At 42.3% G+C, this 13664-nt stretch carries 12 protein-coding genes and 1 pseudogene; 4 read left to right on the top strand and 9 right to left on the bottom strand.

The window, feature by feature from the left end; translation table 11 throughout:
• Positions 1-294: pseudogene (locus I8752_RS29355) on the top strand (hypothetical protein); the annotation flags it as partial.
• A gap of 314 nt (positions 295-608) precedes the next feature.
• On the opposite strand, the gene I8752_RS29350 reads toward I8752_RS29355, so the two are convergent.
• The 4 genes from I8752_RS29350 to I8752_RS29335 all read right to left on the bottom strand — a co-directional run bounded on the left by I8752_RS29350 (position 609) and on the right by I8752_RS29335 (position 5358).
• Positions 609-2045, bottom strand: a complete 1437-nt coding sequence (locus tag I8752_RS29350) for a carotenoid oxygenase family protein (protein ID WP_214435740.1) — start codon at positions 2043-2045, stop codon at positions 609-611.
• Positions 2046-2095: 50 nt separating this feature from the next.
• Positions 2096-2377 (bottom strand): DUF4351 domain-containing protein, encoded by a 282-nt coding sequence (locus I8752_RS29345; RefSeq protein WP_225895984.1) that lies wholly within the window; start codon positions 2375-2377, stop codon positions 2096-2098.
• A 20-nt stretch (positions 2378-2397) separates the two neighbouring features.
• Positions 2398-4482, bottom strand: a complete 2085-nt coding sequence (locus tag I8752_RS29340) for an NACHT domain-containing protein (RefSeq protein ID WP_214435739.1) — start codon at positions 4480-4482, stop codon at positions 2398-2400.
• A gap of 156 nt (positions 4483-4638) precedes the next feature.
• The gene (locus I8752_RS29335; RefSeq protein ID WP_214435738.1) at positions 4639-5358 is read right to left on the bottom strand and encodes a Uma2 family endonuclease; all 720 of its coding nucleotides are present in this window, start codon (positions 5356-5358) and stop codon (positions 4639-4641) included.
• 2 nt (positions 5359-5360) lie between these two features.
• Between I8752_RS29335 and I8752_RS29330 the strand changes: the two genes are divergently transcribed.
• The 3 genes from I8752_RS29330 (at position 5361) to prmA (ending at position 8760) form a co-directional block, all read left to right on the top strand.
• Entirely contained in the window at positions 5361-5663 is a 303-nt protein-coding gene (locus I8752_RS29330) for a hypothetical protein (protein ID WP_225895983.1), read from the top strand.
• Positions 5664-6068: 405 nt separating this feature from the next.
• On the top strand, positions 6069-7649 hold the full coding sequence (gene serA, locus I8752_RS29325; protein WP_214435736.1) for a phosphoglycerate dehydrogenase: 1581 nt from the start codon (positions 6069-6071) through the stop codon (positions 7647-7649).
• A gap of 190 nt (positions 7650-7839) precedes the next feature.
• The gene (prmA, locus tag I8752_RS29320) at positions 7840-8760 is read left to right on the top strand and encodes a 50S ribosomal protein L11 methyltransferase (protein WP_214435735.1); all 921 of its coding nucleotides are present in this window, start codon (positions 7840-7842) and stop codon (positions 8758-8760) included.
• Positions 8761-8849: 89 nt separating this feature from the next.
• On the opposite strand, the gene I8752_RS29315 is transcribed toward prmA, so the two are convergent.
• The 5 genes from I8752_RS29315 to I8752_RS29295 all read right to left on the bottom strand — a co-directional run bounded on the left by I8752_RS29315 (position 8850) and on the right by I8752_RS29295 (position 13341).
• On the bottom strand, positions 8850-9701 hold the full coding sequence (locus tag I8752_RS29315; RefSeq protein ID WP_214435734.1) for a DUF928 domain-containing protein: 852 nt from the start codon (positions 9699-9701) through the stop codon (positions 8850-8852).
• 221 nt (positions 9702-9922) lie between these two features.
• Positions 9923-11524, bottom strand: a complete 1602-nt coding sequence (locus I8752_RS29310) for a CHASE2 domain-containing protein (protein WP_214435733.1) — start codon at positions 11522-11524, stop codon at positions 9923-9925.
• Positions 11525-11560: 36 nt separating this feature from the next.
• On the bottom strand, positions 11561-12400 hold the full coding sequence (locus tag I8752_RS29305; protein WP_214435732.1) for a PP2C family protein-serine/threonine phosphatase: 840 nt from the start codon (positions 12398-12400) through the stop codon (positions 11561-11563).
• A gap of 128 nt (positions 12401-12528) precedes the next feature.
• Entirely contained in the window at positions 12529-12963 is a 435-nt protein-coding gene (locus I8752_RS29300) for an ATP-binding protein (RefSeq protein ID WP_214435731.1), read from the bottom strand.
• A gap of 39 nt (positions 12964-13002) precedes the next feature.
• Positions 13003-13341: an anti-sigma factor antagonist gene (locus tag I8752_RS29295; RefSeq protein ID WP_214435730.1), complete on the bottom strand. Its 339-nt coding sequence runs from the start codon at positions 13339-13341 to the stop codon at positions 13003-13005.
• Between the last annotated feature and the right edge of the window lie 323 nt (positions 13342-13664).

Raw genomic sequence — 13664 nt, 5'->3', positions numbered from 1 at the left:
ACCCCACCCCTTGTGGGTGGCTTGTTTCCCCTACACCCTACACCCTACACCCGTTGCTTTTATAGTCTGGGTCAAAGAGCTTTACGTCAAGCCTTAGAACGAGCTAAAAAAACTATTGATAATCAGTTGGGTAAACCAACTTCTACTCCAACCTGACGTTGGGTGTTCCAATGTTTTATGTCAATTCATTTGGTTACTGTCGCCCAAATAAAGCAAATTGCCAACTTAACCCATGAAAGGCAATGGATTCTCCAGTTTTTTGGTGCTCCTTGTCGAAAATATTATCTTCTTTCTTCGCTAACCTGCGGAATGTGGGATGTAAATGTGGAAGCTGTTGTTACTAACATTACGATTTTCATCCAAAACATTACGACATTTGTCACAAACATTGTGACTTTCCTTATTGATATTGCAACATTCATAAGTAACATTACAATTTTTCTTCTTAAGATTGTGACTTTCCTTATTGATATTGCAACATTCATGAGTAACATTGCAATTTTTCTTCTTAAGATTGTGACTTTCCTTATTGATATTGCAACATTCATAAGTAACATCGCGACATTCGTCATAAACTTGCGATACCCCCTGCTCCCCCAGCTCTCTTTTCACGCTGGTTTCCAAGTGCCGTGGAAGCTGTGGGGAATAACGCTAGGTAATCCTAATTTACAAACGGGTTCTGCATCTAGACGATCGCTATCAAATACCCAAACTTCGCTGCTGTCAGAGTTACCATCGTACACTACTGTTAACACCCAGCCGGCATCAGGATTTTGGGTATCTTGTGCGTGGATGGGTTCGGAAACGTAGCGATTTTCTCCTAAGTCTGCTTCGGTGAGGGTTTCGGTTTTGTAGTCAAAACGAGCGATCGCGCCATACAAATCTTTCTCTATATCTCCATTTTTCGAGAGTAATGATATGTATGTATAACGCCAAGATTGACCAACTTGCGATTGTTGCACTACAGGGAACTCACACTTGCGGTTGACAACTTCTTGTGTTGTTGTGACTTTTCCAGTTTGAGGATTGAGACGCACTTGCCACAATCTCCCCTTAGCAGCTGTATGCGTTTCACCAGTCGCAACTTCTCTGAGATTTTCATTAGACTGTTGAAAGTTAGAATATTGCACTACATCCAAAATTACTGAACCGTCTTTATCTTCATAAGCATTGCCAAAGTGCCAATGGAACCAGGGATCGGTTTCACCACGACTAACTAAGGATAAGTTTTCGCGGTCAAAAATTAACACCTGCGTTCCTAACTGAGGTTTCCACAACAGAGATTCACTGAAAGTAGTTAGACCTAGCATCACTGAGAGTATTTTCATCCCCATCGGCGGTATGAAAAACACCAGATATTTTTGCGTCAGTACAAAATCATGGATGATGGAGTAACGATCTAATTTGAAAGCAGTTTTTTGGATAATCTTGCCAGTGCGATCGCTCTTGTAAAGGTTGAGATTTACAGAACTGCCGATGCTAACACCAAAGTTAAAAATCTCGCCTGTGTGGGGATCGCGCTTGTAATGAGCAGAGTAAGGTAATTCTTTGGGTAAGGCTCCTAAATTATCTAAACCGATAGTTTCCAGAGTTTGCAAATCGAGGGCATAGGGATTAGTTGCTTCCCACAAAGCCAACAATTTATCAGGTAAAGCCAACACTGAAGTATTGGCTGCATTCTTCATCGGCTGGAACCAGCGCTTCCAGATTGGCCCTGGTCTGTGCATTCCATAAACACCATACAAAAAGCGATCGGCTTGGGTTTCCGCTTGGTATTCTGCTGTTTGCACGTAGCGATAGGTTCCCGTGGCTCCTTCATCGGTAAAATGGACGGCAAGAATCGCGCCATCGCCATCAAACCAGTGACCTACAGGTGTACCGCCGCGTTCCAAGCGTGCTGGCCCGTTACGGTAAAGTGTGCCGCGCAAACCATCGGGGATTTTGCCAAAGAGAATTGGTAGTTGGGTAAGGGGAAATTCTGTAGCGGGTTTAGCGATCGCACCTGCCCAAGCTTTTTTTGTTGACTTTTTCTCAATTGTCTGCATTTAAAATATTTTTAATCAATTATGCACGTACATAACTGTATTCTGACTTTTTATTCCTGACTTTGCAGCCAAGTAGCGCGATCGGACTGTGCTGAGAAGTCTAACAAAGCTTCACTCAAAGCATCTAACTGAGTAATTGACAAACTTTGAATTTGCGACTGAAGCGCAGCAGAAACAGCCCCTATTTGGCGGTTTAGTAAGCGTAAAACAAGCTCTAACTTCCCTCGTTTCATGCCCTCTTGAATAATTTCTTGATAAAGAGGCGCTTCTTGCATAATGTCTTCCCGTAAATATTGGCGAATTAGTTGTTTATCAAACTTCAGGCTTGCCAATACCTCTACACAAATGGTTATCAGTTGCTAGGAACTAACAACATTCGTGCTTCAATTGTTTCCCAGGTTTGAGGCGACACCCGCACCGCAGCTTGTTTACACCGGATAATTAGGTCATTAGCGTAGAGATAATTTTCCAGTGCTTTGGCCTCTTCTTCAGATATGTTGACCATTTCTTGTGTGAGATTGAAAGCATTAAGTAAGGTTTGTTGAAAGCTTTCAACAAATGCCTGACGAACTTGCTTTGGTTGTTTCTCATCAGGAATTTTAGCTTGCAGTTGTTTTAGTTGGTCAATCAGCATAGTAAAATCAATGTTATTGAAGATTTTTAATTCTTCAAGTTGACGAATGTATTCGATAGCTTTGGCGATGGCGTAGGCGTAGGCGTTGGCTTCGGCGTTGGCGATGGCGTAGGCGTAGGCGATGGCGTAGAGGTTGACGTTGGCGATGGCGTAGGCGATGGCGTAGGCGTTGGCGTTGGCGTTGGCGTTGGCGATCGCAACTGTACGTTTACCCACAGGTTTAAAATTACCTTTAGATCCAGTTGTTGCTTGTTCTACCCAGTTTAATAAAGCTTGCAACTTAGGGGTGTTAATATACTTTTGCGCTTCCTTTTCCATTAGCAACAGCAACTCATCTGCACCACTACGCATTAACCCAGCTACTAACAAAAATACTTCTTTCCAGCGTTCATCTGTCAGATGTTCGGTAACTAATTTCTCAATTTGGCGATGGTCATCAATATACTGTGCTGTTAAATATTCTTGTAGCGTCAGATGAGAGAAGGAAAATATATCTTCTGCTCGTTCTACCAAAATTCCCTGTTGAATAGCAATGGCATTCAAAACCTTTTCACCATCTAAATGCTGAGGTGCATTCAGATTACTGGCTAAAAATGTTTTAATTTGCTGAACAATATCGCGCTGAGAAAAGAATAGCTTGTCAGACTCGAAATTGTTATAAGCAATTTCTGATAATAATATCTCTTCTAGTTCTGTATGCAGTCCTTGATAAATTTCATCTCGGAGAATTCGCTTTTCTGATGCCCATTCCTCTAGCAATATCCGTAATGCTTTTCGGTAAAGAACACTACGATTATTAGGAAAACTTTGGGAACGGTCATATACTAAACACAGAAATGTCAGCAATAAAGGTGTATGTGCCAATTCTTTAGCAGCTTTATGTTCTGGCTTTTGCAGTAACTCCCAGCATTTATCGCCTGTCTTCGCCTGTTTATCTGCTTCTGATTGAAACCAGTTATAAATAAATTGCTGAATCTGCGTATCATCGAAATCTGCCATTGCTACATCACTAAAGCGGCGAAAACCGCTACGGAGAGCAGCTGTGCGACAGGAAGCAATAAAGCGATTTTTATCGTACTTGTCAACAAAGTTTTGAATTTGGCTAATTGCCTCTCTCAAATTTTGTGTTGGCACTTCATCCAAGCCATCCAGTAAAATTAGTAACTTGCCTTCTTCTAAAGCTTTAGCTGTAAATTTATCGGGTGACGGAAATTTGCAATTACGAAACTCTTCAATAATAAATTTTTTAATATTGTTGTCGCTAGATGTAAATCTTTTCAACTCAATAAATACAGGAATACAAGCGTGTTTGATTCCTCCTTTTTTACCTTTCAGCGCTTCTAGTCCCATCTTCCGCAAAAATGTAGACTTGCCTGCACCAGGGCCACCAAGTACCATTAAATATTGCTTTTCATTAGCAACTTTAATTCCTTTTTGTTTACCCTTATCTTGAGATTGAAACCTGCGGCTATTAGCTTGCCGATAAAATTCTTCTAATTTCTCAATAGATTCAAAATTACAGATAGTTTCATTATCTAAAAATTGAACTGCTGTATAAACTGCTTCCAACTTTACAGGTTCGTGCATTCCTAGCACTTTAAGAGTACCGTGCCGTTCGTCGTAATTTTTGACATACTCCTTTGATGCAGTGAAAATTAACTGTTTAGTGTTTTCATCTATGGTTTGGCGAAACATTCCTAAAAGTTTACCCCCGCCTCCCCAAAGGGATTGAAAAATAGGAACTGCTACACCACTAACAGCTGATGTCGCCCCTGCTATCAATAAAGGTTCCATTCCTGTCATAGGATTACCAGTGAATATATTTAGAAGTTAAAGCATTATTGTAATATCTGGCTCTAATATCCTGTCTGGTTATCTAATTTAACGCAGAAAAGGATACTTGCGCGTGGAGGTTGCAAGCAAAGCGTTTGCTGTGCAGACGATATTGCTTATTCATCCTTAACTAAGATTATCTGGATTTATTCCCAGCGCTCTTAATTGTTCCGCCAACTGCTGGGCGCGTTGTGCTTCTTGCTGGGCGCGTTGTTCTGCGACTTGGGCGCGATTTTTTGCTTCTTTAATTTGTTCTTCGGGTGTAGGATAACGTTGTCCCTGCTCGTCATACCAATACAACCATTCCCGCGTCATCCCGCAATAGTTTCCCCGTTCGCAACCTATTCCTAAACCAATCTCTGGTAGCCAAACTGGGTTTCCTTCTTGGAGTTGATATTTCCCATTAACTAACTTATGCACTTCCAAACGCGGTTTGCGGCGACGGCGAGAGGAATAAATTACATAATAAAGGATGCCCAATCGTTCGTATTCATACAATTTATTAGTGTATTCTTTGCGATAGTTTTGCGAAACTACTTCTAATACTAAAATTGGTACTACGTTTTCATCCCACAACACATAACTAGGACGCAGTTCCTCATCATAAACCCGCTCTACCCCCAAGCTCAAAAACGCATCTGGCACAATTGCAGGTTTTTCGGGATCTTCATAGATACCCATATCTATGCCAAATAACCAGTCCATGCGTTCTGCCCACAGTAGCAGCAATATTGCCTTCAGCAAGCCTGGTATCAATTCTTGCAATTCATTATCCACAGGCGTTTCATCTGAGTCTGGAAGTTCTTCAGCTGAGGGTAAATACTTAGGCAGATTATACTCTAACATGATTGGTTTCCCTAAAACTCAAAGGATACTTGGCTCTAGCCAACGCCTGTAGCCTCACCAGAATTATAGCGATTTTTCAGCAAGCGATTAGTATCACTATCCTAGATGGCGATCGCACCTACCGATTCCCGATCCTGCTGATATTAATTAAGAGCTTTCGACTCCTACGATCGTCACATATTTATGTTATGAAAACACGTAATTTAGCTATTTTGGAAGTTCTATCTATTACCATCTTAGGATTGCGATCGCACCAAGTTGGACTGCAAACAGCGAAGGCTATAAATCCTGTTGAGAAACTCTGAAAATTTGGTAGCTACAATATTGATTCTCTTGTTATTTAATGTTACCAATCGGCGCTGAAGTTAAAACCTCAGCTAAGTAAAGATCGTGAGTGCTGACAGCCAAAGCCAAGAAGTTGCCCAACTTGCAAAAATTTTAGTAACTCTTAACTATTAATAAATATATCGGTAATGAGTACCACTAATGGTTTATATTTACCGAAAGGGTGGTGCAAACAGCCACTCGACTTTGGATACTAGGAGGCAGCGCCAAACTATCTCTGCAACTGAGATGATACCATCATTACAACAAGTGAAGTGATGGTTAAGTTGATATTAAAACGAATAATTTTTGCTGAATTGCCACGGATAAAGACTAAACTAAAAAGTCTTGTGCAGCAAAACTTGTAACTTTAAAATGAGTTAATCATGTCTAAGGTTCTCGTCTCCGATCCCATTGACCAAGCTGGAATTGACATCCTTTCCCAAGTTGCTACCGTAGATGTCAAAACAGGTCTCAAACCAGATCGACTCAAAGAAATTATTGGTGAGTACGACGCGTTGATGATTCGCTCTGGCACTCGCGTTACCCAAGAAATTATTGAAGCTGGCACTCAGCTAAAAATTATTGGTCGTGCGGGAGTGGGTGTAGATAATGTGGATGTTCCAACTGCTACGCGTCGCGGAATTGTTGTTGTCAATTCTCCTGAAGGTAACACGATCGCCGCCGCCGAACACGCCCTCGCCATGATGTTAGCTTTGTCTCGGCACATTCCCGATGCTAACGCTTCAGTCAAACGCGGTGCTTGGGATCGCAATAGTTTTATCGGTGCGGAAGTTTATAAAAAAACGCTTGGCATTGTCGGTTTAGGAAAAATAGGCTCCCATGTAGCGGCTGTGGCTAAAGCAATGGGGATGAAGTTACTAGCTTACGATCCTTTTATCTCCACAGAACGAGCCGAACAAATCGGTTGTCAGTTAGTAGATTTGGATTTACTCTTCCAGCAAGCAGACTACATCACATTACACATTCCCAAAACTCCAGAAACCACCCACTTAATCAATGCCGTAACTTTGGCAAAGATGAAACCCAATGCCCGGATTATCAACTGCGCTCGTGGTGGCATCATTGAAGAAACAGCTTTAGCAGCAGCGGTTAAAGCAGGTAAAATAGCAGGTGCAGCCTTGGATGTATTCGAGAGCGAACCCCTAGGTGAATCTGATTTGCGATCGCTAGGTAAAGAAATGATCCTGACTCCCCATTTGGGAGCATCTACCACCGAAGCCCAGGTGAATGTAGCAATAGACGTTGCCGAACAAATTCGCGATGTCCTCTTAGGATTACCAGCTCGTTCAGCAGTAAATATCCCTGGACTCGGCCCCGATGTCTTAGAAGAACTCAAACCCTACATGCAGCTAGCAGAAACCTTGGGCAACTTAGTCGGACAGCTAGCTGGCGGACGAGTAGAATTACTCAACGTTCGACTGCAAGGCGAACTAGCAACTAACAAAAGTCAGCCTTTGGTGGTAGCATCCCTCAAAGGACTACTTTACCAAGCCCTACGGGAGCGGGTAAATTACGTCAATGCCAGCATCGAAGCCAAAGAAAGAGGAATTCGCGTCATAGAAACCCGCGATGCCTCAGCTCGTGATTACGCCGGTTCGCTGCATTTAGAAGCCACTGGTACTTTAGGTACTCATTCTGTCACAGGTGCTTTGTTGGGCGACAAAGAAATCCACCTCACCGACGTTGACGGTTTTCCAATTAACGTTCCACCCAGTAAATACATGCTATTTACCCTGCACCGTGACATGCCAGGAATTATCGGCAAACTCGGTTCCTTACTTGGCAGTTTTAATGTCAATATTGCCAGTATGCAAGTAGGCCGCAAAATCGTCCGTGGCGATGCTGTCATGGCTTTGAGCATTGACGATCCCTTACCCGATGGCATTTTGGCCGAAATTACCAAAGTCCCAGGAATTCGGGATGCATTTACAGTAACTCTATAAAAGTGCTGAGTGCTGAGGAGCCACTGCGTTGGGCGGGCAATGCCCGACTTGAAGCAAATGGCGTTGCTGAGTGAAAAATAAAGTTATGAGCAAGCAGTGAAGAGTTAGAAGTAAAAAGCACAACTCATAACTCCTAACTCCTAACTCTCTTAAACTCAGCACTCAGCACTCAGCACTCAGCACTCAGAAGATGGCAAACACTTGGTGGGAATTACAAATTTTATGCGAACCAGCGTTAGAAGATTCTGTATTCTGGCGACTGGAAGATTTTGGGAGTCGGGGAACGGCTAGCGAAAGTCAAGGTAGTTCTTGTTTAGTCAAGGCTTACTTACCGAGATTTCAAGCACAGCTACTCGATTTGGCGGCGCTGTCATTGTGGTTGCGTCAAGATGCTCTTTGTGTGGGATTATCTGTTCCTAGCCTGCACTGGCAGTTAATTGATGAAGAAGACTGGGCTACTAGTTGGAAACAATATTGGCAACCTCAAGAAATTGGCGATCGCTTCTTAGTCAACCCTGCATGGCTACCATTACCAGAAGACTCAGAACGGTTGGTGATTCGCCTCGATCCAGGTGTAGCATTTGGTACGGGTACTCATGCTACAACCCAGCTATGTTTAGAATCGCTCGAAATGCGACTAAGCGAATTACCGCAATCTTTCAGTGGTGTGATTGGCAAGCGCGAACCGCTAGTAATTGCGGATATTGGTTGTGGTTCTGGTATTCTTTCAGTTGGAGCGGTGCTGCTAGGAGCAGAGAAAGTCTATGCTGTGGATACCGATCCCTTGGCAGTGCAATCTACCTTTAGCAATCGCACCTTAAACGAGATTAGCCCAGAACGCTTGATCCCAGCGGAAGGTAGCGTAGATATCGTGACGAAACTGATCGACAAACCAGTTGATGGTATCGTCTGCAATATTTTGGCTCATGTAATTATCGAATTAGTTCCGCAAATGAGCGCGATCGCCAAACCTACGACTTGGGCTATTTTTAGTGGCATTCTACTAGAGCAATCGAAAGCTGTTGCTGATGCCTTAGAGGCAAATGGTTGGGTTGTTGCTACCCTGTGGAAAAGAAAAGAATGGTGTTGCTTGAATGCGCGGCGTTCTTGAATATTTCGCACACTCCAGAAATTTCACCCTATCCTTTTGTTTCCTCTTGCCCGATTTAATCTCTGATGGCGTTTCAAACTGTTTTCAAGCTAACGACTTAAAGATTTCTCCGGAATACGACTAAAAGGTTCTTCGGCAACATCACTAAGTCCTACTGACTTTAACAACTCCTTCCAATCAGTGACTAAACTTGAATCTTGAGGATTAGAATAGCGTAAATCAGCTAATGTTGTGAGAGTTTCGTGCCAAATACCAGCCTGTGCGTATATGCGTGGGCGATCGCGTAGTTGTGCTTTCTGTAATTGATTCACTAGAATAGCACTTGGTTGGATTCTTTGCACCCAACCTTGTACAAGCAGGTTTTCAGAACTGTCTTCCGGATTACAAATTACAGTAAAGAACCAACGGTAATTCTTGCCAATTTGTAGGGGTTCTACTGTTTTATTATTAGGGAGACTAAAGCTAATAACACCAGCACTATCAGGAGCGATAAATCTTGTTTTATAAACTACTTGATTTTTGTTACCTTCATGTAACTCGAACTCTACTATATGCGATGAAGTTGGAGGAATATATACAAAGAAAGTCGGATATTTTTCTACAGTTAATCCTATGTTACTGGCTGGCAGTAAAGCTTTTATAGATTTATTACTTAAGCTACAATTCTCGCCACGCGATGCTCCGCCTCTACGATTTTCAGGTGCATCCACTTTAGGAGGTGTGAAGCGTACTGTCCCTCCTTTGAGATTTCCAGGCGCTCCAACTCCAGCAATTTTCAAATTATCTTTCGTTCCAACTGTATTTTGCTCGACTATTTTTTGGCTGAATAAATTCGCTGGTGTCTGAGCCATCAAAGCTTGAGGATTAATACTAACCGCACCTATTCCTAGCGACAGAAATAAAGACAATGGTGTATAAGCCCGACAAAAGTTACTTTTCATTGTTCGCCTCTTTGAATGATATTTCATAGTATTAAATACAGCTTCAATATATATCATTCCTAAATTCTTTATAAAATTATTTGTTAATCTTTTTTTATGTCATGCCACAATATTTCTATACCAGATATTTTGCAACAATGATAATTTGTGTAGAGACATGCTAATGACAGTCTCTACTCATTTTTTATAATCTCTAACAATATCAATTAGTAGTTTATAGATTACTCATCACTTTTTTTGCCTCTTTTTTTTAAGTCTTTTACTTGGTTTTGCATCTGTTGCAAATATTCTTTATCTAAAGTTCCGGGGGTTGAACCGCTTTTTTTTGTCTCTCGAACATCAGTAGCTGCTTCAGAGCTACTATCTGGGGTAACTGGAGTTTTTTTACTTCTAAGTTCTTTTCCTTTCTTCTGTAAATCTTGGAAGTATTCTGACTGTGTAATTTTGGCTACTTGGCGTTCTCGTTTAGACTGATCGATCTCGACATTGACTTTGAAAGGATTTTTCAGGCGATCGTAAATTGCTTTTGTGTATCCTGCCTTATTAAATCGGTCTAAAATGACGACACCCCCAGCAGTGGTGATGAATGTCAATGCAGGTGGTACTACTGGTATCCAAGCGCCTTGGGAAAAGAAACCAAAACATACCACTAGTAAGCCTCCTAGTGCTACTCCACCACCTAAACTAAAGTGCAGAGGGTGGCGAAGTTTCCAAGCCAGCATTCCTCCGAAGAGCGACCATACTCCTATCCAGATAGTTTCGCTCCAGTTTGACCAGTACCAAAACAAAGGACGATTATCCAAGACAGCGCTAAGGATTTGACTGACTGCCTGTGCATGAATCACAACTCCGGACATTTCTTGGTCTCTGTCTTCTCCGCTGCTATAAGGTGTGTAGAAAAAGTCCTTGATACTGTCTGATATAGCGCCGATGATGACTACACGGTTCTTAATTAAATTCGGATCTACTTTGTCTGTTAATAGTTGAGTCAGAGTTACTTGTTGAGCGACGCGCCTGGGAGAGCGATAATTCAGCAGAACTTGATAACCTGCTGGATTAACATTTTGGTAGCCGCCAGAACTAGATTCTAAACGTCTAAATATTGTTGAGCCGAGCTTTAATTCCTGAGATGAAGTGAGTGTTGGCTGGATTTTTTCTCCTTGTAGATAATTAAGTGCCAACCGCAGGCTAAAGGAGTAGAGACCGGCGGCTGGGTTTTCGCAAAGATGGGGCTTTTGGGCGCTGGGCTTATTTATAGCAGGAGGATTGAGAAACAGTAGACTACGGCGCAGAGTCCCGCCAGAATCGATTAGTAAATCGGCAAATCCTACCTGACTTTCTGGAACACCACCAGGAGGCGCAATTCCGGAATTACCAGAAGTATCGCTGACTTTGCAAACAGCAATAATGCGATCGCTCCCTTGAAACTGTTTCCTTAACTCTTTAGTACCAGGAGCAACAGGCAAATCTCGATAAAGGTCTAAACCGATAGCTCGCGGTTGTTGCTTTTCGAGTTTCTCCAAAGCTTGGGCTATTGTACTATCAGGTAAGGGCCATTTTTTTTGCTGTTGGATATCGTCTTCAGTGATTGCCACAATCAGCAATCGGGGATCGGGGCCTTCATCGCCACGCCATTGGATGAATTGGTCGAAAGCCCAGAGTTCTTGTGCTTGCAATAAACCAGCTTGTCGCACCCCCATAACCAAAGCTGTGGCGACCGCCGACGTAAAAATGACGCTGGCACTTGAGACGAATAATGCTGCGTATATTCCCTGCAAACGCGGCCGTACAGAATTAATTGCTTGAGAGAACTTAGAAATCACACATTCATCCTTGCGATCGCAACAATCAGCCTGTAATCAGGCACGATGCACAGCTAGCATGGTAATATCGTCAAATTGATCGGCATCAGCAATATAAGCATACACACTAGCTTCAATTCGGTCTAGTGCCGCAGTCGCTGAAGAAGCAGGCTGTTGCAGTAAAGACAGTAATCTTTCTTCACCAAAGAATTGACGGTTGGGGTTGCGAGCATCAGTTACACCATCAGAGTAAGCTACTAAGATATCACCTGATTCTAACTGCACTTGCTCAATACCAAATTCCCGATTAGGAATGATGCCCACAGCCGGGCCTGTAGGTTTTAGCCGCGTCTTCACACCATCAGCATTAAAAATTAATGGGGGTTCGTGTCCGGCGTTAACATAATGTAACAAGCCTGTAGCTGGATTCAACACGCCAAAGAACAGCGTAGCGAACATATTGATCCGACTGTGATTGTTAGCTATGTAATTATTTGTCAGAGTGACAGCATTTTTCAGGGCAGTAGTGCCAATTCTAGGAGCTTGCGATCGCACCCCTTTGCTGGGCTTGCTGCGATCGTCGTTAAGTATATCTAACCAACTCAAATTATAATGCTGTTGGGCAAAAGCTCTAATCAAACTGCGAAAAAGAGACATAAACAAGGCAGCGCCTACTCCTTTATCGCAAACATCCGCAACCACAATGCCAACTCGGTTATTGGCAAGGGTAAAAGCATCGTAAAAGTCTCCACTAACTACACGTGCTGGATGAAAGCGAGCGGCTATTTCCCACCCAGGCATTTGTGGTAAAACCTCTGGCAAGAAATCGGCTTGAATCATGTGAGCGATCTGTAAATCTCGCTCATAGACGAGCAGAAGTTCGTGCTCGGTTTTCATAGAGCCTCCTTTTGGAATTGTGGGAGCAAGAGAGTAGGGGGCAGAGGGAGCAGAGGGGAAAATAATTCTTAACCCATAACTCTTGTACAGACGCGATAAATCGCGTCTCTACTCAATACTCAGCACCTCTACTGCGCTGATGCTGTGCGGTACATAGTGAATATGTTGCGATTCTTGTTGCCGATGCGTTCATAGTGAAACTTATCGACATCATGAAGTGCCAGATATACGCCTAAACCACCAATTGGGCGCTCCTCTAAAGGTAACTTTAACTCATCTTCAGTCGGAAGCTGGGCTTGACATGGATTGTAGGCTATTGCTGTATCTTCTATAGAAATTGTTAAAGCTTGCTCGTCAATATCTGCTTGCAAGTTCAATAACCCCTCGCAACCTGCTTGACCATAGCCGTAAATAATAATGTTGGTTGCTATTTCATCTACTGCTAAACGACAGCGATAGGCAGCTTTTTTATCTAAACCAGCTGCTGCGGTAGCTGCCATGACGAATTCAGCGATTTTGGTAAGTGAATCTAATGTTGCAGGCACTGTTAAAGAAAGTTGCATATCAATTGCCTTGTGAAAAACTAATTAATATGCTTTTTACTAAACGTTTTCGAGTTCGCCGATATTATCCTCATCTAGTAAAATTAAACTTTGGTCGAATCCGGTTTTCTGCAACGTATTGATTATGGTATCTTGAGCACCAACTACATAAATATTAGCTTTTGCACCCATTTTTTGCTTGGCGAATATTAGTACTCTTAAACCAGCACTAGACATATAATCTAAATCCTGCATCAGTAAAACAAGGTCTTTTGCTCCTTGAGATACTGCTTTAGCAACTTCAGCTTGAAAAATCGGCGCATTCAGCCCATCCAATTCGCCCGACAACTTAATTCTAGCAACACCATTATTAGTTTCCAGAGTTACATTAAAAGCCATAATCTTTTTTCCTTAACAAGATTAGTGTAATCACATCACAAACAATTTGTTACTCAACTGTAAAAAAGTGATTCGATTTGTGTAGTTGAGTTTAATTTACTTAGTGTTGGTTTTGTTTAAATCCTGAAATTAAATTAAGCTGTTCGTTAAATAAATGCAGCCTGAAAAAGTCCTAAATAGTTAGAAGTTTAAAAGTGATATACAAATTGTTAGGTATTATTTAGTCAGAAAATGTCATACGCTAGCGGCACTAATAATCGTTTGACTCTAAGGTTGATACATAGCAAGTAAGGTAAGGGGGAAGTGGGAGCAGGGGGGGCAGG

Source organism: Dendronalium phyllosphericum CENA369 (genome assembly GCF_016056275.1).
Lineage (GTDB): Bacteria > Cyanobacteriota > Cyanobacteriia > Cyanobacteriales > Nostocaceae > Dendronalium > Dendronalium phyllosphericum.
The sequence above is the reverse complement of the archived record's forward strand: the minus strand, read 5'-3'. Positions and strand labels throughout refer to the sequence as shown.